This is a genomic window from Segatella cerevisiae (assembly GCF_024054555.1).
In the GTDB taxonomy this organism is placed as follows: Bacteria; Bacteroidota; Bacteroidia; order Bacteroidales; family Bacteroidaceae; genus Prevotella; species Prevotella cerevisiae.
Genome location: NZ_JAMXLY010000002.1, coordinates 15380 through 39556, shown reverse-complemented (window position 1 = coordinate 39556; position 24177 = coordinate 15380). Strand labels below are relative to the sequence as shown.

Genomic DNA, 24177 nt, shown 5'->3' with positions numbered 1-24177 from the left:
ATCTGGTATTCTGCCAGATGCTCCTTTATAATAAGGTGATTTCAATATTTGATAAAGACAATGGAAAAAACAAATCATATTCATGCAGACACTGCCGATGGCAGCAGAAAAGCAGAAGGGTTGAAGGCCCTTGGTTCCAAAACCCGCTATAAGATGGATTATGCCCCTGAGGTCCTGGAAACATTTCAGAACAAGCATCCCGATCACGACTATTGGGTGCAGTTCAACTGTCCTGAATTTACATCCTTATGTCCGATTACAGGACAGCCGGATTTTGCGGAAATCCGCATCTCCTATATTCCTGACCAACGGATGGTCGAGAGCAAGAGTCTGAAACTCTATCTGTTCAGTTTCCGCAACCATGGTGCTTTTCACGAAGATTGCGTGAATATCATCATGAAAGACCTCATCCACTTGATGGATCCCAAATACATCGAAGTGACGGGATTCTTCCTGCCTAGAGGCGGTATCAGCATTTATCCCTATACCAATTATGGCAGGAAAGGGACACGATTCGAGAAGATGGCCGAATACCGTTTCATGAATCATCAGTTGTCTAGAGAGAAATAACCCGCCTTTTCTGCATCCTGTTTCCCGCTTCGTGGGGTAATAACTGCACAACATCCTTGATTTGTGCATAAACGAACGATAATTTCAAAAAAAAATATGTATTAATGAGATATTTGGAAAAAAATATCTAATTTTGCTGCAATTTCGTGGGAGGATAATCTCTGCGATGATATCAGGAATATAGAATCATTGAAATAATATGGCAAAGAAAATTCAGTTCAGTCTCGTCTATCGAGATATGTGGCAAAGTTCAGGTAAGTTTCAGCCACGCAAGGACCAGTTAGAGCGTATTGCCCCTGTCTTTGTAGAGATGGGATGTTTCGCTCGGGTAGAAACTAACGGAGGAGCTTTCGAGCAGGTCAATCTTCTTGCAGGAGACGATCCTAATCCGTCTGTCCGTGCTTTTTGCAAACCCCTTAATGAAGCTGGGATCAAAACTCACATGCTTGATCGTGGTCTGAATGCACTTCGCATGTATCCTGTGCCGGACGATGTCCGCCGGATGATGTATAGGGTGAAGAAAGCCCAGGGTGTAGACATTACCCGTATTTTTGACGGTCTTAATGATATACGTAATATAGCTCCTGCCATCAAATGGGCAAAGGAAGCCGGTATGATCGCTCAGGGGACACTCTGTATCACCACTTCACCTGTCCATACCCTAGAGTATTACAGTAAGATCGCCGATGAGGAGGTTGCTGCCGGTGCTCAGGAAATCTGTTTGAAAGATATGGCAGGAATAGGCCAGCCTTATTTTCTGGGACAGTTGACGAAGATCATCAAGACGAAGCATCCTGATATCCTGATAGAATATCACGGCCATTCCGGTCCTGGTCTGAGTATGGCTTCTATCGTGGAAGTGTGCAAGAACGGTGCCGATATCATCGATACGGCTATTGAGCCCCTTGCTTGGGGTAAGGTTCATCCCGATGTAATCTCTGTCCAGAGTATGCTGAAGCACTATGGCTTTGACGTCCCTGAGATCAATATGAAAGCCTATATGAAAGCCCGTGCCTTGACACAGGAGTTCATCGACGACTGGTTGGGATATTTCATCAATCCGCAAAACAAACTGATGTCTTCTCTGCTGTTAGGCTGCGGTCTGCCTGGAGGGATGATGGGAAGTATGATGGCAGACTTGGGCGGAATGCGCCAGACCATCAATCACTTGAGAGCAAAGAAAGGCGAACCCGAATATTCAGTAGATGATCTGATGGTCAAACTCTTCGACGAGGTAGCTTATGTGTGGCCTCGTGTAGGTTATCCACCATTGGTGACACCTTTCAGTCAGTATACGAAGAACATCGCATTGATGAACCTCTTGACAATGGAACAGGGCAAGGGTCGTTTTGTGATGATGGACGATAACATGTGGGGGATGATCCTCGGAAAGAGCGGTCGTGTACCTGGTAAAGTTGCACCAGAGTTGGTAGAACTTGCCAAGAAGCAGGGCCGTGAGTTTACTGATGTTGACCCTCATACGCTTCTGAAAGATTCCCTGCCTGAATTCCGTAAAGAGATGGATAAGAATGGCTGGGATTATGGTCAGGATGATGAAGAACTCTTTGAGCTTGCCATGCATCCGGAGCAATACCGGAACTATAAGAGCGGACAGGCCAAGAAGAATTTCCTGGCAGATCTGCAGAAAGCCAAGGATGCCCGCTTGGGCGCTAAAGTGAGTCCGGAAGAGGCTGTTGCCTTCAAGCATGCCAAGGCAGATCCAGTTGTCGCCCCTGTTCGCGGACAAGTATTCTGGGAATTCCAGGGCGACGGAGAGGTTGCTCCTGCAGTAGAGCCTTATATCGGCAAGTCATATGAGAAGGGAGACGTGTTCTGTTATCTTCAGACACCTTGGGGAGAACTCGAACCCATCCCTGCTGATTTAGGAGGCGAATTAGTTGAAATCAATGCTCATCAAGGTTCTAAGGTCCGTAAAGGTGATGTTCTGGGGTATATCCAGCGTCCGGAGGCCTGAACCTCTTTTTTCCGGAATTCATTTTGGATTATCAGCATATCATTGATAAATATTATCCGGAGGACAACGAACTCCGTTATATTCTCGTCACGCACAGCACGCTTGTTATGAAGCGTGCTGTGCGTATTTGTGATGCACACCCTGAGTTGAAGATGGACCGCCGGTTTCTGATCGAAGCCGCCATGCTCCATGATATCGGCATTTTCAGATGCCATGCTCCCGGCATCTTCTGTTTCGGTCCGGAGCCTTATATCTGTCACGGCTATATCGGTGCACAGTTATTGCGTGCAGAAGGTTATCCCCGTCATGCCCGTGTCTGTGAGCGGCATACCGGTACAGGGTTGACCAAGGCGGAGATCATCAGGCAGAATCTGCCCTTGCCGCATAAGGATTTCCTCCCGGAGACCATGGAGGAACAAGTGATCTGCTATGCAGACAAGTTCTATTCCAAGACCCGCCCGGAACGCGAGAAGACGAAAGCGCAAGCTGAGCGAAGTTTGGCGAAATTCGGTGAAGAAGGCCTGGCGCGTTTTCGGTATTGGGAAAAATTATTCGAGTAGGTTTCTGAAGAACTTTTCAGCAGTGACGGGAGATGTCTCTAGGTTGAGAAGTTAAAGATTTGTGTAAAAAGTTAAATCCGGTCTGAAGCGGAAAAAAAATAAGATGCTATTCCACGGCTGGCAACTTTTTCGTATCTTTGCACTCTGTCAATGAGAAGAAAGTCAGTTATAATTTTGGTATTGTGCGCTTTCATTTATTATATGATGGCGGTGCCCAATATGCCTTTTTTCAAAAGGAAGAAAAAGTCGTTGTCCACTGATTCTGCAGCCCTACGGGATTCCGTACAGCGTGATTCTTTGGGGCGTATCGTCGTTGACACAACGAAGATGGACTCTATGCAACTGGCTATCTACCATCACAATAAAACCGTCGATGATTCCATCCGTCTCGATTCCATCAACCGGAAAAGGGCAGGGGGCATTGATGCCCCGATCAATTATCAGGCAGAGGATTCTCTGGTCTATGATGCGGATAAGAAAATCGCTTATCTCTATGGCAATTCCAATGTCAAATATGAAAACTATGATCTGACATCCGACAGGATCAGGATGAATATGGACAACAGTATGATCCGTGCTCATGGCACGCCGGATTCGGCAGCCGAGGGCGGTGTCAAGGGAAAACCTGTATTCAAGGCCGGTCAGGATGAGTATCAGACCGATACCATCGCTTTCAATTATAAATCCAAGAAAGCGCTGATCGATCAGGTCTATACGCATCAGGACGAGGGTTATCTCTCCGGAAAATTGTCCAAGCGGGATTCTTCCGGCGTTATCTTCCTGCAGCATGGCCGTTATACGACTTGTGATAAACCCGATCCTGATTTCTATATTGCTCTTTCACGGGCTAAAGTACGTCCCAACAAAGATGTTGTTTTCGGACCAGCCTATCTGGTCGTTGCAGACGTGCCGTTGCCTTTCGCCATTCCTTATGGCTTTTTTCCTTTTACCAAGCATTATTCCTCAGGTTTTATCATGCCGAGTTACGGTGATGAGAATGACAGGGGATTCTATCTTCGGAACGGCGGTTACTATTTTGCGGTCAATGACAACTGGGATCTCAAACTCCTGGGTGAAATCTACACGCAAGGTTCGTGGGGTTTGAGTGCCGCTACCAATTACCGGAAACGTTACCGTTATAGTGGCAGCATCTTCCTCAGTTACCAGAATACCAAGACGGGCGATAAGGGTATGCCTGACTATGCCAAACAGGAGAGTTTCAAGATCCAGTGGAGTCACCGTCAGGATGCGAAGGCTAATCCGTTCAGTTCACTTTCTGCAAGTGTCAATTTTGCGACTTCCAGTTATGAGCGAAACAATCTGAACAGTTTGTACAATCCGCAGAGTTATACCCAGAGTACGAGAACCTCTTCCGTTAGTTGGAGTACCGGTTTCTCGAGTATCGGACTCACCCTGAGTGCCACAGCCAACTTGTCCCAGAATATGCGAGATTCCAGTCTGGACATGACCTTACCTGATTTGAATATCAGTTTGGCTCGTTTCTATCCTTTCCGCCGCAAGCATCAGGTAGGCACGGAACGCTGGTATGAAAAGATTGCCATGAGTTATACGGGCCAAGTCAGCAATTCCATCAGTACGAAAGAAGACCAGTTCATGCATTCCAATCTGATTAAGGACTGGAAGAACGGTTGGGAGCACAACATCCCGATCAGTGCAAGTTTTACCCTGTTCAATGCCATCAATATCAATCCGAGTTTCAATTTTACCGACCGGATGTATTCGAATAAGATCATGCGTTCGTGGGATACGGCAAGACAGACTGAGATTGCCGATACCACGTATGGTTTCCACAATGTCTACAATTGGGATTTCAGTGTAGGGGCAAGTACGAAAGTATACGGCTTCTGGGTTCCGAGCAGAAAGATCTTCGGGGACAAGATCCAGGCCATACGCCACGTCTTCACGCCTACCGTAACCTTCAGTTATTCTCCTGATTTCGGCACCCGCCGCTATGGCTATTGGGATTCCTACCTCAAGACCGATGCCGATGGCAATGTCTCTCTCGTTTCTTATTCTCCTTATAGCGAAGGACTCTATGGTGTGCCTGGTAAAGGGCGCTCAGAGAGCATTACTTGGGATATTGACAACAACCTCGAGATGAAAGTCAAGAGTGACAAGGATTCCACAGGTTTCAAGAAAATCAGTTTGATTGACGAACTGGGAGCCACGATGTCCTATAATGCAGCTGCAGACTATCACCGGTGGAGTGACCTGTCAGTGCGGATGCGTTTGAAATGGTGGAAGAACTACACCTTCAACTTCAATGGCGTGTTTTCCACTTATGCCTATGAACTGGATCAGAACGGGAAACCGTATATCGGCAACCATACCGAATTCGGAAAAGGACGTTTCCCCCGTTTTCAGGGAATGTCCCAGAACATCTCTTACACGCTTACACCGGACAAGATCAAGAAGTTGTTCCATCCCGGAGACGATGACACCGATCAGAACAAGAAGAAAAGTTCCGATGACGATGACGACGATGAGGGAACGGATACAAATATCGAAAGCAATATCGATCCGGATATGGAGAAGGCGAAGCACAGCGCAGAGAAGAACGGTAAGGCAGAAACCGATGAAGACGGTTATATGAAGTTCTCCATGCCTTGGTCCCTCACATTCGGCTATGGCATCACGATGAGTGAAAATACGGGCGGCAAGTTCAACTACAAGCACATGCGCTATCCCTACAAGTATACCCAGACGCTCAATGTCAGTGGAAATATCCGGCTCAGTGACGGGTGGAACATCAATTTCTCGTCAGGTTATGATTTCGAATACCATAAGATCAGTATGACGACAGCCTCACTGCAGCGCGACCTACACTGTTTCAATATGAGTTGTGATGTCGTACTTGCGCCTTATACGAGTTATAATTTCACCTTCCGTTGCAATGCTTCTACATTGACAGATGCTTTGAAGTACGAGAAGAGAAGCGGTTATTCCAATGCCGTCCAATGGTATTAGCAGATGTTGTGGCAAGAGGCCACGCGAGTCCGAGTTTTAGAAGATATTAAGGTAAAGATTGATTCTTGATTTTAAAGATAAAGGCAAAAATTTATGAAGAAGCAAACACAGGCTATTCATGTGCCATTCAAACGCCCTGACGTTTATGGCGCACTCAGTTTTCCTTTGTATAATTCAGTGGCTTACGAATTTAAGAACGCAAAGGAAATGGCTGATGTGTTCACCGGAAAAGTGGATGCACCTGATTATTCACGTACAGCCAATCCTACGGTGACCAATTTTGAGGAAAGAGTAAAGGCGCTGACTGGCGCTGCAAATGTCATCGCCCTGAATTCGGGTATGGCAGCTATCAGCAATACGATGATGGCCCTGTCGGCTCAAGGCAGGAATATCGTCACCTCCAAACACCTTTTCGGCAATACCTTCTCTTTGTTGGTATCGACCTTGAAAAGGTTCGGCATTGAGACACGGCTCGTGGATCTGACTCATCCTGAGGCAGTAGAGGCTGCGATCGACGACAACACTTGTGCTGTGTTTTTCGAAATCATCACGAATCCGCAGATGGAAGTTGTCGACATTTCCGCACTTTCATCAGTCACTCGCCGTCATCATGTACCCTTGGTTGCAGATACAACGACCATACCTTTCACCCAGTTTTCTTCGAAAGCATTGGGCGTTGATATCGAGGTCGTCTCGAGTACCAAATATGTCAGTGGCGGGGCAACTTCACTCGGTGGTCTGGTCATCGATTACGGTACAGTACCTGGCTTCGGCGCATTGATGAAGAATGAGATACTCTTCAATTTAGGCGCTTACATGACCCCGCAAGTGGCCTTCATGCAGACGATCGGTCTGGAGACACTGGATGCCCGTTACAGGATACAGGCTGGCAATGCACTCGCTTTGGCCAAGAAACTGACCACTCTCCCACAGATCAAACGGGTGAATTACGTCGGTCTCGAAGACAATCCGTACCATGCCTTGGCACAGCGGCAGTTTGGTACTTCTGCAGGTGCAATGGTCTGTATAGACTTGAAGTCCAAGGCAGACTGCTATTCTTTCATCGATCATTTGAAACTCATTTGCAGGGCTACGAATCTGTTCGACAACCGTACTTTGGCCATTCATCCTGCCAGCACTATTTTCGGAGGTTTTACTGACCGTCAGAAAGCTGATATGGATGTACTGGATACGACAGTCCGCCTGTCTGTAGGACTTGAGGACGTGAATGATCTTTTCGATGATGTGCGTCAGGCTTTGAAGGCTTGAGAAGAGATTAATGCTAAGAAATAAAGATGAAAGAAAGATACGATTTTGATCAGGTGATAGACCGATCCGGCTCAGGGGACCTCATGCATGAGGCTTTGCTCCCGCGATGGGGACGGAAAGACCTGTTGCCGATGTGGGTGGCAGACATGGACTTTGCGGTCTGTCCCGCTATTCTGGAAGCCTTGCGTAAGCGTCTTGAGCATCCGATTTTAGGTTATACTGTTTTCCCTGATGATTACAAACCGGCTATACAAGACTGGATTTTCTCCCATCATCAGTGGAAGGTCGAACAGGGTTGGATCAACTTTATCCCGGGGATCGTAAAAGGTTTGGGAATGGTCCTGAACGTATTTACCCGACCCGGTGACAAGGTCATCATCCAACCCCCCGTATACCATCCTTTCCGCCTCGTTCCTCAGGGAAATGACAGAAAGGTCGTATTCAATCACCTCAAGCGGAATACGGACGGGTCTTACAGTATGGATTTCGACCAACTCGAACAGGTGTACGACAAGGATTGCAAGGTCTTCGTGCTTTGTAATCCCCACAATCCTGCAGGGATCTGCTGGGATCGTGAGACACTCGTCCGGCTTGCTGATTTCTGCTATGACCACCATCTTCTCGTGGTCAGTGATGAGATCCATTGCGATCTGGCCATGTTCGGGCATAAGCATATTCCTTTTGCCAGCGTGAGCGAGAAAGCCGCCGAGATCACCATTACGTTCCAGGCGCCTACGAAGACCTTCAATATTGCAGGGATCATCACTTCTCATTCCATCATTCCCAATCCGGAACTCAGGAGCAAGTTGTATCACTGGATTGATGTCAACGAACTGGCAGAGGCACATATCTTCGCACCGATAGCCACTGTCGCTGCTTTCCGTCATGGGGAAGAATGGCGTCGGCAGTTACTGTCCTATTTGGAAAAGAACATCCGTTTTGTGGAAGATTATTGTGCTGAAAATATTCCGGGAATCGTTCCCGTTCGTCCGCAGGCCAGTTTCCTGGTTTGGCTCAACTGCCGGGCATTGGGACTGAATCATGAGCAGTTATTGGATCTGTTCATTGACAAGGCCCATCTGGCATTGAATGACGGCGAGATGTTCGGTCCCGGGGGCGAAGGCTTCATGCGTCTGAACATCGGCAATCCGATAAGTGTCGTCCGTCAAGGTTTGGAACAATTGTCCAAAGCCGTCGCTGCGCTTCCTCATCGGAAATAGGCTATACTTAAAAACATTGATAGGGTCTTCAGGGATCGATCTGAAGGCTTTATCAATGACTTTTTTTAGAACTATGTGAGTTTGGCCATTTGGTATCAAACTTCCCCCATTAGTTGACTCAGTGAATATTCTTCCCCGACGACCCAAAGGATGTCTCCCTTTTTGAAGGTCCTTTCAGGTTTGATCATCGTCAGGTTTTCCAGCCCTTCGTTAAGTCCCACGACCATGCAGTTGAACTGGTCCCGAATACCGCTGTCTTTAAGCGTCTTTCCGACTAACGGACACTTGTCGCCGATGATGAACTGGCGGAGTTTCATCTCCCGCTTTTCGATGTTCGGGTCTTCCGGTATCCGCTCTTTCTCGAGAGCTTGGTGCAGTCTTGACAACTGTTCGTCATTTCCGATGACTTCCATGCGGTCGCCGGGAAAGATACTGCTGTCCCCGTTGGGGATATTGATGCGTTGCAGTCCTCTGATAATGCTGCTCACCTGTACCCCGAAGCGCTTCCGGAGTTGTAAGTCCCGCAGTGATTTCCCTGCCCATTCAGAGTCTTCCGATATGTCAAAGATACTGATATGGATATTCCGGTCCAACAAGTGCCCCTCGTAAAGCGGCTTTCTCTTCCCTTGTATCTGAGCATTGATCTCCCTGCTGTGCAGGTTGAGCACGAACAGCCGTTCGAGTTTGATGCTCTCCCTTTTGAGTCTCTTTGACGCCATCATCAAGGTAATGATGGCCACGGCCATCGTCATCAGCAGCGCGTTGCCGAATTCAGTGAGCGTGTTGCAGACATAGAAAACGAATGCCACGGCAATGCAGTATCTGACCAGTCCGAGGAAGATGAGAGGCAGGCGGTTGAGGCGTTTCTCGGCCCAAAGGACTTTGACCTCTTCACTATGGTTCTTCTTGATGATCATAGCCCTGAGAGCTGGGGATATCAAGATGAGCGTCAATAGGCCGCAGACGATGTTGCCGGCAGTAAAACCGATGAGATGGCGGAGGATAGGCAGGATAAAGGTGAACATCAGGAAGATGCCGGCTGTCGAGAGAATGCTGCACACAATGGTGATTTCCAGCAAGGCATAGAGGAGGCGTCTCCAATTGTTCTTCTCTACCTTTGTGGAGGTGTGTATGCTGAGGGTGATGTGGTTGAGCCGCCGGATCCATTGCTTGGGCAGGTGATGCTCCAAATAGTGGTAGCAGGGATCGGAAAAGCGTATCATGTAGGGCGTGAGGAAGGTCGTGCTGATACTCACCGCGACAACTACCGGGTAGAGAAAATTGCTGATGACATGCAGGGACAGACCTAATGAGGCGATGATGAAGGCAAACTCACCGATCTGGGTCATCGAAAAACTGCATTTCATAGCTGTCTTCAACGGCTGTCCGCTCAGCATGAATCCCAAGGTCCCGAATATGGCCTCACCCCCAATGACCGTCACGACCAGAATCAGAATAGGGACAGCATATTCCGCGATGATCTTCGGATCGACGAGCATGCCGACAGACACGAAGAATACAGCCCCGAACAGGTTCTTTACCGGTGCCACGAGTCTGTTGATCTTTTCTGCTTCTATGGTTTCTGCGAGAATGCTGCCCATGACAAATGCACCGAAGGCCGAACTGAACCCGACTTTCGATGAGATGACGGCCATGAGAAAGCACAGACCCAAGGAAATGATGATCAGTGTCTCGTCATTCATGAACCGTCGCGTGCTCCTCAGGAAAATCGGGACGATGAAGAGTCCGATGACGAACCACAGGATGAGGAAGAAGGCAATCCTCAGGATACTCTCCACCAACTGTCCGCCGTCAGGATTGCTGCCTCTTGCGATGGTGGACAGCATGACCATCATGACAATGGCCAGGATGTCCTCTAGAATGAGCACGCTCATGACCAGTCCTGCAAAATTGTGTTGCATCAATCCCAAGTCATTGAAGGCTTTATAGATGATGGTCGTAGAGGCCATTGCCAGCATACCCCCCAGGAAAATACAGTCCATTTTCCGCCAGCCGAAAGAGTGTCCCACGAGGATTCCGAGCGTCACCATACAGAAGATGATCGTGCAGGATGCGATGACCGGAGTCATCCCCATCTTGAGGATTTTCTTGAAAGAGAAATCCAGTCCCAGGGAGAAGAGCAGGAAGATCACCCCTATATCCGCCCACGTCTGGATAGACGAGTTATCCATGACAGATATGGTATAGGGCATGTGAGGTGACACCAGGAACCCGGCGACCAGATAACCTAAGACCAGCGGCTGTTTGAGTTTCTTGAATAAAAGTGTGACAATGCTTGCTATGATAAGGATAAGAGCAAGATCAGCAATAAGATTAGGAATTTCTGCCATGGGCATAAAAAACAGTTGAGAAACCTCGTACTGATGAAAAGAGCATCAGTGCAGGGTTTCTTGTCTGTGCGTATTTATTCGTTGTACTTTGCGGCAATCTCACAAATCCGGACGATTGTCTGAACCGCTTTCTCCATCACTTGTACACTGACAAATTCATTGTCACCGTGCATTTCTACACTGCCTGCGAAGATGTTGGGGCAGGGGAGACCGCGGAAACTGAGTTGTGCACCGTCAGTGCCGCCTCTTACGGCTTCCACTTTCGGCGGAACGCCGACTTGCTGCATTGCACGAAGGACGATCTCGATCACATGCATGTTGGCATTGATCTTCTCTTTCATGTTATAGTATTGGTCCTTCATGTCTACAGAGCAGGTGCCTTCACCATATTTCTTGTTCAGTTTTTTGGCACACTCCATGATGAAATTCTTGCGGTCCTTGAATTTCTGTGCATCGTGGTCACGGATCAGATAGTAGAGCGTGGCTTCCTCTGTGCGCCCTTTCAGGTTCAGCAGATGATAGAATCCCTGATAGCCTTCAGTCGTCTCCGGAATCTCGTCAGATGGAATCAAGTTATTGAATTCACAAGCCAATCTACTGGCATTGATCATCTTGCCTTTGGCATAGCCAGTATGTACGCTGACACCCTTGATATGGATCTTTGCGGCAGCAGCATTGAAGTTTTCATATTCCAGATTCCCCAGGTCACCGCCATCCATCGTGTAAGCCCAGTCACAACCGAACTTCTTGACATCGAAATGGTGTGCGCCCATACCTATTTCCTCGTCAGGATTGAAACCGACGCGTATATCACCATGCTTGATCTCCGGATGATCCCGCAGATAGCACATTGCTTGTACGATTTCAGCTATCCCGGCTTTGTCGTCAGCGCCCAGCAGCGTAGTGCCGTCAGTGACGATCAGGTCTTCCCCCTTGTGGGACAAGAGTTCCGGGAATTTCTCAGGCGATGAGACGATGCCGGGTGAAAGTTCGATGTCGCCTCCCTGATAATTCTTGACCACCCTCGCTTTGATATTCGCACCGCTGGCGTCAGGACTGGTATCGTAATGAGAGATGAATCCGATGGTCGGAGTCTTTATTTTTACGTTTCCTTTCAGGGTGGCATAGATATAGCCCATGTCATCCATTTCGACGTCGCTGAGGCCTTCGTCCTCAAGCTCTTTGGTCAGATACTTGGCGAACTCCAGTTGTTTCGCCGTACTCGGGACACTGTCAGAGTCTTCACTCGACTGCGTGTCAAACTTTGTGTAATTGATAAATCGTTCAGTGAGTTCCATTGTTCTTATTGAGTCTTTAAAATCACTATTTGCAAAGATAATCATTTTTTCCGATAATCCAAGGGTTTCATTATGAAATGAATCTGCCCGGAAAATGTGCCTAATGTCGGAAACGAAGCACTTAATATCGTCTGAATTGCAATTTGAGGAGTGAGTCTCTGACGATCAAGTGTTTTCCGTTCAGTTGCTCAATGATGAAATGTTCGTCAAAAGAATTGATGCCGTATTTGCGGAAAGGGTCAATGGACGAATATTTGGAGTTGATGGCGGTCGAGTCCGGTGCCGGCCGATAGAGGTGAAGGGTATCACCGTACTTTTCTGTCATCAGTGTCAATCCGCCTGCCTGGAACAATTTTCCCTCGATAGCCCAGAATAGTTTTTCCTGGGTGACGTCTTTTCCTCTGCTGTTGGAAAGGGTATCGACATTCGTCAGCAACCAGTAGCCGTCGATCTTCCGGTCGTCAGTAGGATGGATGTCCCCGCAGGCAGAGCAGAGCAGAAGCGTCAGAACGGTAATGACAGGTATGGCTTTCCTCATATAGTTTGTATAGATGCTCATCTTTTAAAGTTTGAAAATCCCGCTTTTTGAAATGGTCAGATTGAATCCCACGTTGTTCCCCAGTATTTTGCCGTGATCCAGTCCGAAAGCTCCCTTGACCCTCCAACCGTGGTGCAACTGGTAAGCAGCTTCCATCAGCATACTGAAGTTGCGCTCTATCGGCACATAGGGGTTGTTGTAAGTGCCCCAGCCTTTTTGGAAAGTGGCCAGTATCCGGTAGTCCAATAGGGGGATGGGGGTCCCCGAAAATCCCAGATGCCAGGCGATGAATCGGGTATCCTTGAAGTCGATGATTCCGTCGTCATTATAGACCGGCGAACGGTAAAGGGGATTGCCCATCGCCTGCCCCCAGTGTTGCCATCCCGGATAGAAATAATGGTTATAATAGTCGTCCCTTCCGGCTACATGGGCTGCCAGACCGGGTTCGCTGTCATGGTAGACAGACCCGCTCTGATCGGTCGTATGGAGATATTCCAGTACGATGTCTTTCAGCCACGTACCTTTTTTCAGGTTGACCTCCCAACCGAACAGTCCGTCCCGGGGTGTATAGAAGATGTAACGGGTATACTTGTGTTTCCGGAAGTCCTTGTCCGTGTCCCCATAGCCGTCAAAGTCGAGGAAAAAGAGTTGGGAATGGTCGTCAAAGAAATGGTCGATATAGAAGGATGCCTTCCACGTGGGTTCATCCAGATTGAAGCGGGACATCAGTGATCCCAGGCCGTTGCCTTCGACATTGGCATAGACCCCTTCTCCCACGTCTCCGTCTCCACCGGGCAGGAACGCCTGCCAATAATCCTTCAGTTTCGTACCGCGCTTGATGGCTTTCCCGTGGTTGTAAGTAGTCCCGCCAAACTGGCACGCCATTTCTATGCCTGTCTCGAAAGTGAAGTGACTCGAAAGGTGTCCGAACCTTAAAAAACCTGATTTGGTATGGAGCAGCATGTTCTTCGCCCATTTGGATTCAGGGTCTGCAGTCCGCTCCTGCCATTTCGTATCTGTCGCCCAGCCATAGGCAATGTGTCCTTTGAAGCCGAGCCAGTTGAAGACCTTGATATAGTTCGGGAGTTCCAGACGGATCTGAGGTATCGGGCGGGCATTGATACCCAAGGTCTGAGAACCGCTTGAAAGGAGCGGATTCTTCTGCTCTTCGGGGAATTCCTTGGCGCCGATCGTCAGAATGCCATGCAGCCAGCGGCCCTCGACATAGGCTTGTTGGATGATGATGTCCGATGTATAATGATGGGGGACGACGATGTCCAGTCCTGCCCCCCAATCCCATTTGCTTTCAGACGGTTCTCCGTTCCCCCGTCCTTCAGACTTGATTTCCTCATTCAGAAAACCTTTGAGAGATTTGTAGATTTCTGTCCGCAGATAGCCGTTGGATTCGTCCAAGGACGATACGCCGTACTTGTTCGCATTCAACCATAAAGGAGTTGTGCCATGAGAAATGCCGGCATCGGTTTCCAATTTGTAGTCAAGTGTCTGAGCTTCCGCCGGAACAGCAGACAGAAAGACTGTTACAACAAACAGAAGGGTTATGATGATGAGTTTGCTTTTCAATTTATTTATACTGTAAATGGTATGGTCTGATTGTACGAGACCAGATCGAATACTTTTAAAATCCGAGATGAAGCATTTCCTTGCAAATATACGAAATCTTTTCTGATAACCGGGAGTCGGCCATAAATATTTACCTTGAAAACAGGGGCAGTAATGAAGAGTTGTAAAGAAATCCGGTGCTTCTTGAAAGGGCAAGGATAGGGACACTTTTAGGGATTAGTCTTTGGAATTCTTTCATAATGTTTGTGAAATTCAGTAAAAAGTAGTAGTTTTGCAAGAGTTAGTTGGTTAAATAAGACAAATTCATAATGAAGAAGGTTCTGACAGAATCAAGTGAACTTATTAAATGGACCGTTTTAATAGGGGACATTGTCCTCTTTTATGTTATTGCTGCGATCTATCTGTTTCTTGTCTTTCCCCAACTTTCGTGGAGTTTTGCAGACCGGCAACTGTTTTATCTTTCAGCCCTTGTCGGGTTGATGTTTTCACAGTACGGTTATTCTTCCATCATTCATCGTCGGATAGTGACACCGAGAAAGGTGTTCCGCCGGGTCACGGAATTGGTCGTGACGGTATTTGTCGTGACCTATCTGATGCTGCGCCTGTTCCATTTCGATGACTATGACGGCGGCTCCATCCTGGCCGTGATTTGTGTCACTTACTGGTTCCTGCTGTTTGGACTGAGGTTTGCGGAGCGTGCTGTGCTTGTCAACTTGCGGAGGAATGGCAGGAATACTCGTTCAGTCATCTTCATCGGAACTGATCCTGCCCTGGATATCATCTTCGGAAAACTGATAGGGAATCCTTCTACGGGATACCGGTTCGGGGGGTATTATGCACCGGCAGATACGACCACTTATTCGGTGTTCAGCAAACTCACCTATCTCGGCAGTTATGAGGATTTGGACAAGAAACTGGAATCTGAAAAGGAGGAGATCCATGCCGATGAGGTCTATTGTAGTCTTCCCCGGTCTTGTTGTAATGAGATCTCGCGTGTCGCCCAATATTGTGACGATCACTTTATCCGTTTCTTTTATGTCCCGATGCTGGCGGAGGGTTTTGAACTGAACCTTCGGCCGGAGATGCTGGGTGATGACATGCTGGTGTTCTCAACGTACAACATGCCCTTGTCTCTGTCTGCCAACCGTTTGGTCAAACGCGTTTTTGACATCGTTTTCGCCTTGGTCTCACTGGTTATCACCTTGCCTTTTTATCCGATCATTGCACTGATCATAAAAATTTCGAGTCCCGGTCCTGTGTTTTTCAAGCAGAGGCGCACAGGGATTAACGGAAAGGAATTTACGATCCTGAAATTCCGGTCCATGCGCGTCAATGCAGATGCCGACAAAGTGCAGGCGACGAAAAATGACCCCCGGAAATTTGTCTTCGGGGATTTCATGAGAAAGACTGACATCGATGAACTGCCGCAGTTTATCAATGTCTTGAAAGGTGAGATGAGCATTGTCGGTCCACGGCCACACATGCTGATCCATACTAAACTCTATTCGAGTTTGATCCGAAAATATATGGTCCGTCATTTTGTCAAACCCGGTATTACTGGATGGGCACAGGTGACGGGTTTCCGGGGAGAGACGAAGGATCTGGATTTGATGAAGAAGCGTGTCCGGCAGGACATCTGGTACCTGGAACATTGGAGTTTCTGGCTTGACCTCTATATCATTTTCCTGACCATCAAATCTGTTTTTGTCCATGACAAACACGCCTATTGACCCTCGGAATACTGAAATATTGGGAATTTCCAATAGAAAACTTGTATATCTCGAGGATATGGGTTATTTTTGTAGGGTTATCAAGAGAAACGGCAAGACCGGATGGGAAAGAGCCGGTTGTCAGAATAACTCGTACTGCGTCTAACGCGAAAAAGAGAATAGCATGGGAATGAATCATTTACCACAAGTATTGCCTTCACTGAAGTTCAATCAGGCAGTGAAGCGTGTCTTTCATCATTACTGGACCTTCAGAGGAAGGGCCAGACGATCTGAATACTGGTGGTTCAAACTGTTTGAAATGCTGGCCTTTTTCCTTGTCAATTGCCTGGATACGCTGATCACCAACTTCATCCTCAATCACTTCAATTTGCACTTCAGGGGTTCTGTCGGCGTCCTGACGCTTATCGTATTTGTCGGACTGTTACTCCCTGACCTTGCCGTGTTCTGGCGTCGCTTTCATGATATCGGGCGGAGTGGCTGGTATTGGCTAGTCTTCTTTGTTCCGATCGTATTGAGTACGGTCTTGGCTTCATTCACTTATGCAGGCAGTATTTTCTTTGGCATTCTGGGACTTGTTGCATTCGCTGCGCTCCTGGCATTCTGCTGCTTGGATTCCCGGAAGGAAATCAACAAATACGGGCCTTCTCCAAAATATAAATGATGCGGCCATCGGGTATTGGAGACAATGCCGGTCCTGAAGAAATGATTAACTTTTTAAAACAGATACTATGGATAAAAACGATGTTCAAGAAGGTCGGCCGATGCTCACTTTTGTGCAGGCTGTCAGTACAGTCTTCAGAAAGTATGCCACTTTTACGGGTCGTGCCCGTCGTTCAGAATACTGGTGGTTCCAGTTGTTCCAGGTGATTGTAGTCACGATTGCAGCACTGGTGGATAAACTCTTGGGTTTTGATATTTCCGATTCAGGTGAAGGCGTAGTCTCCATGATTGTCGAGTTGGCTTTGATCTTGCCGAGTTTGTCCGTTGCCTGGCGCCGCCTGCACGACACGGGCAGGAGTGGCTGGTATTTCTTTTGCGTGTTCATCCCCGCCATCTTGTGTTGTGTCTTTGCCCTTGTCCAATGGTACATCTTGACACTGTTTGCAGTCATATTGATCCTTGTCATGTCAGTCGTACTTTTGGTCTGGTATTGTATGGATTCAAAACCGGAAGAGAACAAGTATGGTCCTTCACCAAAATACGGTGCGATGCCTTCAGACAATGTCGGTGACGGAATCCCTGAAGAGAAATCCGATTCATCCGATTCTGATTCCTTGCAGTAAGTGTCGTGTGTCTGACGGTTTTCTGTCGGAACAGATGTGGCCTGTCAGAGTCACCCTGTGCGTCAAAGAACGTTTTCCTACCCCTTGTTCCTGAGTAGAACGGGACTTCTCTTAAAAGCCGTGGGAATCACCCTGCTTTTTTGTAAAAACAGGGGAGAGTTATACTGTAACAATCACTGATGGAAAAGAAGTTCTAACTCTTTAGAAAGAGCGGGGGATAGTTTCGAGAAAGTCAGCCGTCTCTTTCTCGAAAGTTGTCGTCTTCTTTCTCGAAACTACGAATTCTTGTTTTTTAAGGACCTGTAAAACCGTCCCGGCAGGTCTGTAATCGATGATAGTCAGAGAGCAGGATCAGCATTCTTTCTCCCGATTCTTTTATCTCAAAATACTGCGGAGCATCTCGTATGAAGCCCTCTCTTGTATCTCTCATTGATAGAAGAGAGAGTTTATAAGATCTTCCGGAAATCGATGGTGAAGGTCGTACCCTTATTTTCCTGAGAAGCAACTTTGATCAAGGCACCATATTTCTTCAGTATCTGTTCGGCCAAAGCCAGTCCTATGCCATGACCTTTGATGCCGTTGGCATTTCCGGCACGGTAGAAAGGTTCGAAAATATGCTTGATGTCGTTTTCCGAGATGCCGATACCCTGGTCCTTGATCGAGATGATCCCCTTGTTGACAGTGATGCGGACCTTCTTGCCTTCTGAATACTTATGGGCATTTCCGATAAGATTGCGCATGGCGATCCTCAAGAGACTTTCATCAATCATGATCTTGAAATCATTCTTTACGATGATATCAGTGTCCTCATTGTCGAATTGTTCCAGAAAGTCCGCGAAGTCTACCTTGTTGAGGTTATCGGGATCCGTTTCCTGTGACCGGGTATGAGAGAATTGCAGGAGTTGCTGCATAATCCTGATGATGCGCTCGGTCTCAGAATGGATCCTCTGCAACGAGTTCCGGTAGTCCGCTATAGAGCGCTCCCTCATCAGGGCTATCTCACATTCGCCTTGTATGGCCGTCAGGGGATTGTTGATTTCATGAGAGGCATTATTGACAAAGAGTTTTTCTACTTGGTAGTCCCTGTCGATCCTGTCTACCATTTTAGCTGCGTACAACCGGCTGATCAGATAGAGGATGACAGCAGAGACGATCACGAGGAAGGATATATACCATTTGATGGTGCGGGATATCTCCTTGCCATAGGGGTTGCGGCTAAGGACAACGACAGCGAAATTGCCTTCATTGTCATAGTAGATGAACGCTGTGCCGACCTGATCCCCATGATAGAAGTTGACCACTTTGTTCTGATAGAGATCCCGGAGTTGGTCCGCGTTGAGGTACCGTGACAGTTGGCGGTTGGCTTGCCGCCGGTCTTTGATGTTGATGAAGAGTTCTTTGGATGTGGGGATGGAGTTTTGCCTGCGTCTGACGACGTTCTGGTATTTTACGGCGTCGAGTTCATCTTTGGAGAATTTCTCATCAGCCACAGCGTGTGCCTTCTCATTCATATACTTGAAGTAGAGGTTTTCGGTGTAGTATGAAGAGATGATATAAAAGATGAATCCGGCTATCAGCACCAGACCAATGGTAATTCCTGAATACAGGAAAGAGATTTTTCTACTGGTATTCATGGCAGGGAGATTATTCTTTCATCATATAACCGATGCCGACGATCGTGTGGATCAGTTTGTGGTCAAAAGGATCGTCTATTTTGCTTCTGATGTATTTCACATAAACTTCCACGATGTTAGTATTCGTGTCGAAGTCCCTGTCCCAGACATTTTTGAGGAGTTGTCGCCGGGAGAGTACTTCCCCGTGATGCCGGATGAAATATTCCAGCAAGCGGTACTCCTTGGTGCTCAGGTCGACAGACACGTCACCCCTTTGGGCTTTATGGGAGGACGGGTCAATCGTCAGATTCGCATAGTGGAAGAGTTGGTGTCCCTCATTGAACGACGATCTGCGCAGCAAGGCTTCGATCCGGGCAAGCAGTTCCATGAATTTGAAAGGTTTGGAGAGATAGTCATCGGCACCGGCATGCAGCCCCATGATAATATCATCAGTGGTGCTCAGAGCCGTCAGCATGATGACAGGGGTCTGATAACCGTATTTATCCCGGAAAAGTTGGCACACCTCGATGCCTGACAACCGGGGCATACGGATGTCGAGGAGCAGGAGGTCATAGGGACTGTTCCGCTGAGTCGTATCATGGGGATTGCCTGTCTTCAAGGCTTCCCAGGCTTTCTCACCGTTGTTGAAAACGTCTACCTGATACCCGAATTCAGAGAGTCCTCTCGATACAAAATCTGAAATGTTGGCTTCGTCCTCTGCCATGCAGATTCTGTACTGCTGATGATTGTCTTTTTGTTCCATTCTCTGCAAATCTAACTATTTTTGGTGGAAAATCCTGACTGCCGGTACTTAGAAAACTCTAATTTATCTTAAAATCGTTCTCTTGTGGCTCCGGTATGGACTGTCGGTCTGGAACCGGGAAGACAGACGAGGCCGTTTCCCACTCGCCTGCCTGTCTTCTGATATAGAGGGGGGTCTCCTTCAGAAACTTTTGAGGATTCCAGACCTTGTCGGCCTCACAGTTTCTTCTGTTTCAGGATACCTTTTTTATCAAATACCGTATGTCCGTATACCTTTTCCACAATAATCGGGAATATAAACAGGGTAAAAGTCGTTGCACCTATCAGTCCTCCGATGATGACGATTGCCAGTGGGCGCTGGCTCTCGCTGCCGATGCCGTGACTCAGGGCAGCAGGCATCAGTCCGAGAGTAGCCATCATGGCGGTCATCAGGACAGACCTGATTCTGGAGTGCATACCTTTGCTGACCGCAATGGGCAGCGGGTAGCGGTGCCTGATGAATTGCTTGATGTCCATGATCATAATGACCCCGTTCTGAATGCAAATGCCGAAAAGACAGATGAAACCGATACCGGCAGAGATGGAGAAGTTGAAACCGGTAAGGAGTAGGATGAGGATACCTCCGACAGCAGCAACCGGAACATTGAGCAGGACAAGCGAGGCATCCCGACTGTTCCCGAAGAGGACATAGAGGATAGCAAAAATGAGCAGGATACTGATGGGTACGACTTGGGCGAGTCGGTTGCTGGCCCTTTTCTGATTCTCGAAATCCCCGTTCCAACTGATTTTGTATCCTGGAGGGAGTTTGACCAATTTGGCAACTTTGGCACGTGACTCGTCGACGGCAGAGCCCATATCCCTGTCACGGACAGAGAACTTGACGGCACTGTACCGGTCATGGTTCTCCCGGTAGATGATGAGTGGCCCGGTGATGGTGCGGATGTCAGCAAGTTCGCTGATGGGGATCATGCTTCCGTCACTGGCGGGTACCTTAATCTTGCCGATCTCCTCTTCATTGTCCCGGAAAGGTTTCTCGTACCTGACCACAAGGTTGAATTTCCTTTCATCCTCATAAACCTGCGAGGCTGCTTTTCCGCCGATGGCCATTTCTATCGTACTTTGGACATCCTGTTTGCTGACACCGTATCTGGCAAGGCGGGCTTCATCGATATTGATCTGCAATTCAGGTTGCCCGATATTTCGGATGACCCCCAGATCCGTGATACCCTTGATCGGTTTCATGACCTTGTAGATCTGGTCTGCGATATGTTCGCCCTCATAGAGATCCGGACCGTAGACTTTTGCGACGATGGCCCCTTTGACACCGCTGACGGCCTCTTCGACATTGTCACTGATCGGTTGGGAGAAATTGAAATCAATGCCGGGATAGGCATTCAGTTTTTTATTGATGACCTTGATGAGTTGGTCCTTGTTGCGCCCCGTCTTCCACGTGTTCTCAGGATACATCTTCACGAAGAGTTCGATGTTGTAGAAGCCGGTGGCATCAGTCCCGTCATTAGGTCTGCCGGTCTGGGACATGACCTCCTTGATCTCGGGGAATGATTTCACTTCACCTCTGAACTGATTGGCGAGTTTTACCGCCTCATGAAGGGAGACGCTCTGAGGCAGAGTCGCCCGGATATAGATAGATCCTTCATCCATCTCAGGCAGGAATTCAGAGCCCAGCAGACCGTAGCAGGAGAGGCCGCAGACCACCGCTGCAAAGGTGATGACAATGGTCTTTTTCGGATTCTTATGGCAGAGAGAGAAGAATCCGTCAAAGTATTTGTAGATGAACTCGAGAAATTTGTTCTTCTTTTCCCTGACGTTCTTCTTGAGGAAGAGAGAGGAGAGGACGGGCACGAGCGTCATCGTGAAGATGAGGGCTCCCAAGAGCGCAAAACCGAGCGTGTAGGCGAGGGGAGAAAACATCTTTCCCTCCACTTTCTGGAAAGAGAAGATCGGCAGCAGGGCAGTGATGATGATCAATTTCGAGAAGAATACGGATTTGGCTTTTCCTCTGGCAGTGATGCGGATCATGCCATCCTTGCTGAGTTTGTTGAACGCTGACATGCCTACCTTCCGCGCCCTTTCATTCAACGTCACATAGATCGCCTCCACCATGACCACTGCCCCGTCTATGATAATTCCGAAGTCGATGGCTCCCATGGAGAGGAGGTTCGCACTCATGCCGTTGAGATGCAGGCAGATGAAGGCGAAGAGCAGTGCCAGGGGGATGATGGAAGCGACGATCACCGTCGTCCGCCAGTCTTTCATGAACAGGAACACGACCAGCGTCACCAGTAAGATGCCTTCGAGGACATTGTGGAATACCGTATGGATTGCCAGATCGACGAGATCCTGCCTGTCATAGAACGGTTTGATCTTGACATCCCTCGGGAGGTCTTCACCTTGGATCTCCTTGAGTTTCGACTTCAGGGCAGCAATGACGTTCTCAGGGTTCTCGCCTTTGCGCATGATGACGATTCCCTCGACGACATCTTTCTCATTATCCCTGCCTACTTGTCCGAGTCGGGGTTCACAGGACTCGTGGACATGGGCGAGGTTTCTGACAAGGATAGGCGTATTGTTGATGTTCTTGACGACGATATTGCCGATTTCGTCCACATTGTTGATCAGTCCCAGTCCCCTTACGACATACGCCTGGGAATTTTTCTCTATGACATCTCCGCCGACATTGACATTACTGTTCGCAATAGCCTGGTAGAGTTCCAGCGGACTGATACCATAGGTGGCGAGTTGGTTGGGATTGACGCTGACTTCGAACGTTTTCACCTCACCCCCGAAACTGACGATATCTGCTACGCCGGGGACAGAGCGGAGTTTTCTGTCGATGACCCAGTCTTGGAGGGTCTTCAGTTCTCTGACACTCCTCTTGTCACTTTTCAGCGTATAGCGGTAGATCTCGCCTGTCGGTCCCTGCAACGGCTCCACGTCAGGTTTTACGCCGTCAGGGAGATCAGCGTCTGCCAACATGTTGAACACTTGTTGGCGGGCGAATTCATCTTCCACATGATCATCGAAAACGACAGTCACGACAGACAGTCCGAAGAGTGTCGTACTTCTGATATCCGTTTTCTTTTGCACCGAGTTCATCGCGATCTCAATGGGAATCGTGACGAATTTCTCTATTTCTTCCGCACTTCTTCCCGGCCATTGGGTGATGATGGTCACCTTGGTATTGGTGACGTCAGGGAACGCATCGACAGGGGTCTTCGAAAAACTGATCACGCCTATGACGATCGTGACCAGCGTGAGACATAAGATCAGGTATTTCCTTTTGAGGGAAAAGGAAATGATAAAATCGATAAATTTATTCATTGCTTAAGGCGTTAAAGGCGAGAAGTGCGTTCTTGATGACAACTTTCTGTCCCGGGCGGACTCCATCGGAAATAAAGTCCCTGTCTCCTGTGGCGTGGATAATGTGGACCTGCTGCTTGTAATACTCGTGATTTCCCTTGTCGACGATGACATAGTTGTTGCCGTTTTCGAAAACGACAGCTGCTGCCGGGACATAAGTCACCGGTCTGCCATGTGTGGGGAGGATGACATGGATATTGGCAAACATGCCAGGTTTGAGCCTGCCGTTCGTATTCGGGAGTTTGACCCTCACCTTCATGGTCTTGCTGGCATCATCTATCATACTGTATACCTTGTCAATGGTCCCAAGGAGGGACAATCCGGGATAGGCCGTAGTCGTCACGTATACCCGCTCTCCCGTATGGACCTTGGCGATGTCACTTTCGTAAACGTCTCCGATCACCCATACATCGGATAGATCTGCTATTTCGAAAGCGGGGTCGTCATTGTCGTCGTTGTCGATATAGGAATCGTTGTACACGTTTTTGGTGATGACGTATCCTGAGATCGGCGAGCGCAGGATAGCATTGGAGCGGGAAGCGAATCCGTTGATGCCGGCTATCGTCCTCAACCGGTTCTTCTCGGCTACGGATACGAGCAACTTCTCCCGGGCTTCGGAGACGTCTTTGTCTGAAGCCATACCACTTTTTTCCATATCTTTTTTCATCCTGAATTCCCGGGATGCCATGCGGATGTCAGCATCCGCCTCACTGAGTTCTTTGTGATAGTCGGCGGCATCTGTTGAATGGACGGTAGCCAGGTACTGTCCCTTGCTGACATGGTCGCCTTTCTCTACTCGGATGCCTGAGATCCGCCCGCTGCAGGGGATGAAAACTTTCCCCATGCGACTTTCATCACAGGAGACATTCCCGTTGAGGATGATCTCGTCATACATGAATCCTGTTGAAACTTGCCCGGATGCCAGGATAGCATTCAGGTTTTCAGTCGGATTGTGGACAGTAGCGACTGGTTTTTCTTTTTTGTGACTGTTGCAGGCTGTCATAGACAACAGCATCGGTACTATGATGGAAAAGATACATTCTTTGGTATGTTTCATG

The 24177-nt window shown here is 48.2% G+C and carries 18 protein-coding genes; 9 read left to right on the top strand and 9 right to left on the bottom strand.

Features of this window, described 5'->3' with window-relative positions:
* The first annotated feature begins 60 nt into the window (after positions 1-60).
* From queF to NG821_RS00900, 6 genes are all read left to right on the top strand, one after another.
* Positions 61-570 (top strand): preQ(1) synthase, encoded by a 510-nt coding sequence (gene queF / locus NG821_RS00925; protein ID WP_252759783.1) that lies wholly within the window; start codon positions 61-63, stop codon positions 568-570.
* Between the two features lie 199 nt (positions 571-769).
* Positions 770-2545, top strand: coding sequence for an oxaloacetate decarboxylase (locus NG821_RS00920; protein ID WP_252759782.1), 1776 nt, complete (start codon positions 770-772; stop codon positions 2543-2545).
* Between the two features lie 23 nt (positions 2546-2568).
* Positions 2569-3105 (top strand): HD domain-containing protein, encoded by a 537-nt coding sequence (locus NG821_RS00915; protein WP_252759781.1) that lies wholly within the window; start codon positions 2569-2571, stop codon positions 3103-3105.
* 150 nt (positions 3106-3255) lie between these two features.
* Complete coding sequence (locus NG821_RS00910) at positions 3256-6093, top strand: putative LPS assembly protein LptD (protein ID WP_252759780.1); 2838 nt, start codon at positions 3256-3258, stop codon at positions 6091-6093.
* 93 nt (positions 6094-6186) lie between these two features.
* A complete protein-coding gene (locus NG821_RS00905) occupies positions 6187-7362 on the top strand; it encodes a PLP-dependent transferase (RefSeq protein WP_252759779.1) in 1176 nt (391 codons plus the stop codon).
* Between the two features lie 26 nt (positions 7363-7388).
* Positions 7389-8582 (top strand): MalY/PatB family protein, encoded by a 1194-nt coding sequence (locus tag NG821_RS00900; RefSeq protein ID WP_252759778.1) that lies wholly within the window; start codon positions 7389-7391, stop codon positions 8580-8582.
* Between the two features lie 95 nt (positions 8583-8677).
* Here the strand turns inward: NG821_RS00900 and NG821_RS00895 are convergent, their stop codons facing one another.
* The 4 genes from NG821_RS00895 to NG821_RS00880 all read right to left on the bottom strand — a co-directional run bounded on the left by NG821_RS00895 (position 8678) and on the right by NG821_RS00880 (position 14350).
* On the bottom strand, positions 8678-10933 hold the full coding sequence (locus NG821_RS00895; protein WP_252759777.1) for a cation:proton antiporter domain-containing protein: 2256 nt from the start codon (positions 10931-10933) through the stop codon (positions 8678-8680).
* A 74-nt stretch (positions 10934-11007) separates the two neighbouring features.
* Complete coding sequence (gene pepT / locus NG821_RS00890) at positions 11008-12231, bottom strand: peptidase T (RefSeq protein WP_252759776.1); 1224 nt, start codon at positions 12229-12231, stop codon at positions 11008-11010.
* A gap of 121 nt (positions 12232-12352) precedes the next feature.
* The gene (locus tag NG821_RS00885) at positions 12353-12790 is read right to left on the bottom strand and encodes a lipocalin-like domain-containing protein (protein WP_252759775.1); all 438 of its coding nucleotides are present in this window, start codon (positions 12788-12790) and stop codon (positions 12353-12355) included.
* A gap of 3 nt (positions 12791-12793) precedes the next feature.
* Positions 12794-14350 carry a capsule assembly Wzi family protein gene (locus NG821_RS00880; RefSeq protein WP_252759774.1) on the bottom strand — a complete coding sequence of 519 codons (1557 nt, stop codon included), beginning with the start codon at positions 14348-14350 and terminating at the stop codon, positions 12794-12796.
* Positions 14351-14658: 308 nt separating this feature from the next.
* Here NG821_RS00880 and NG821_RS00875 point away from each other — a divergent pair, with 308 nt between their 5' ends.
* The 3 genes from NG821_RS00875 (at position 14659) to NG821_RS00865 (ending at position 17363) form a co-directional block, all read left to right on the top strand.
* Entirely contained in the window at positions 14659-16080 is a 1422-nt protein-coding gene (locus tag NG821_RS00875; RefSeq protein WP_252759773.1) for an undecaprenyl-phosphate glucose phosphotransferase, read from the top strand.
* 163 nt (positions 16081-16243) lie between these two features.
* Positions 16244-16741 carry a DUF805 domain-containing protein gene (locus NG821_RS00870; protein WP_252759772.1) on the top strand — a complete coding sequence of 166 codons (498 nt, stop codon included), beginning with the start codon at positions 16244-16246 and terminating at the stop codon, positions 16739-16741.
* A 67-nt stretch (positions 16742-16808) separates the two neighbouring features.
* Positions 16809-17363, top strand: coding sequence for a DUF805 domain-containing protein (locus NG821_RS00865; protein ID WP_252759771.1), 555 nt, complete (start codon positions 16809-16811; stop codon positions 17361-17363).
* 292 nt (positions 17364-17655) lie between these two features.
* On the opposite strand, the gene NG821_RS00860 is transcribed toward NG821_RS00865, so the two are convergent.
* The 5 genes from NG821_RS00860 to NG821_RS00840 form a co-directional block, all read right to left on the bottom strand.
* A complete protein-coding gene (locus tag NG821_RS00860) occupies positions 17656-17793 on the bottom strand; it encodes a hypothetical protein (protein WP_252759770.1) in 138 nt (45 codons plus the stop codon).
* A 16-nt stretch (positions 17794-17809) separates the two neighbouring features.
* A complete protein-coding gene (locus NG821_RS00855; protein ID WP_252759769.1) occupies positions 17810-18997 on the bottom strand; it encodes a sensor histidine kinase in 1188 nt (395 codons plus the stop codon).
* 10 nt (positions 18998-19007) lie between these two features.
* Positions 19008-19739, bottom strand: coding sequence for a response regulator transcription factor (locus NG821_RS00850; RefSeq protein ID WP_252759768.1), 732 nt, complete (start codon positions 19737-19739; stop codon positions 19008-19010).
* A gap of 215 nt (positions 19740-19954) precedes the next feature.
* Entirely contained in the window at positions 19955-23080 is a 3126-nt protein-coding gene (locus NG821_RS00845) for an efflux RND transporter permease subunit (RefSeq protein ID WP_252759767.1), read from the bottom strand.
* On the bottom strand, positions 23073-24176 hold the full coding sequence (locus tag NG821_RS00840; protein ID WP_252759766.1) for an efflux RND transporter periplasmic adaptor subunit: 1104 nt from the start codon (positions 24174-24176) through the stop codon (positions 23073-23075). Before NG821_RS00840 ends, NG821_RS00845 begins: the two co-directional genes overlap by 8 nt.
* Position 24177 lies beyond the last annotated feature (1 nt).

Coding starts and splice junctions, on each gene's coding strand:
- queF (WP_252759783.1), top strand. CDS start 61: ATGGAAAAAACAAATCATATTCATGCAGACACTGCCGATGGCAGCAGA.
- NG821_RS00920 (WP_252759782.1), top strand. CDS start 770: ATGGCAAAGAAAATTCAGTTCAGTCTCGTCTATCGAGATATGTGGCAA.
- NG821_RS00910 (WP_252759780.1), top strand. CDS start 3,256: ATGAGAAGAAAGTCAGTTATAATTTTGGTATTGTGCGCTTTCATTTAT.
- NG821_RS00905 (WP_252759779.1), top strand. CDS start 6,187: ATGAAGAAGCAAACACAGGCTATTCATGTGCCATTCAAACGCCCTGAC.
- NG821_RS00900 (WP_252759778.1), top strand. CDS start 7,389: ATGAAAGAAAGATACGATTTTGATCAGGTGATAGACCGATCCGGCTCA.
- NG821_RS00895 (WP_252759777.1), bottom strand. CDS start 10,933: ATGGCAGAAATTCCTAATCTTATTGCTGATCTTGCTCTTATCCTTATC.
- pepT (WP_252759776.1), bottom strand. CDS start 12,231: ATGGAACTCACTGAACGATTTATCAATTACACAAAGTTTGACACGCAG.
- NG821_RS00885 (WP_252759775.1), bottom strand. CDS start 12,790: ATGAGCATCTATACAAACTATATGAGGAAAGCCATACCTGTCATTACC.
- NG821_RS00875 (WP_252759773.1), top strand. CDS start 14,659: ATGAAGAAGGTTCTGACAGAATCAAGTGAACTTATTAAATGGACCGTT.
- NG821_RS00870 (WP_252759772.1), top strand. CDS start 16,244: ATGGGAATGAATCATTTACCACAAGTATTGCCTTCACTGAAGTTCAAT.
- NG821_RS00865 (WP_252759771.1), top strand. CDS start 16,809: ATGGATAAAAACGATGTTCAAGAAGGTCGGCCGATGCTCACTTTTGTG.
- NG821_RS00860 (WP_252759770.1), bottom strand. CDS start 17,793: ATGAGAGATACAAGAGAGGGCTTCATACGAGATGCTCCGCAGTATTTT.
- NG821_RS00855 (WP_252759769.1), bottom strand. CDS start 18,997: ATGAATACCAGTAGAAAAATCTCTTTCCTGTATTCAGGAATTACCATT.
- NG821_RS00850 (WP_252759768.1), bottom strand. CDS start 19,739: ATGGAACAAAAAGACAATCATCAGCAGTACAGAATCTGCATGGCAGAG.
- NG821_RS00845 (WP_252759767.1), bottom strand. CDS start 23,080: ATGAATAAATTTATCGATTTTATCATTTCCTTTTCCCTCAAAAGGAAA.
- NG821_RS00840 (WP_252759766.1), bottom strand. CDS start 24,176: ATGAAACATACCAAAGAATGTATCTTTTCCATCATAGTACCGATGCTG.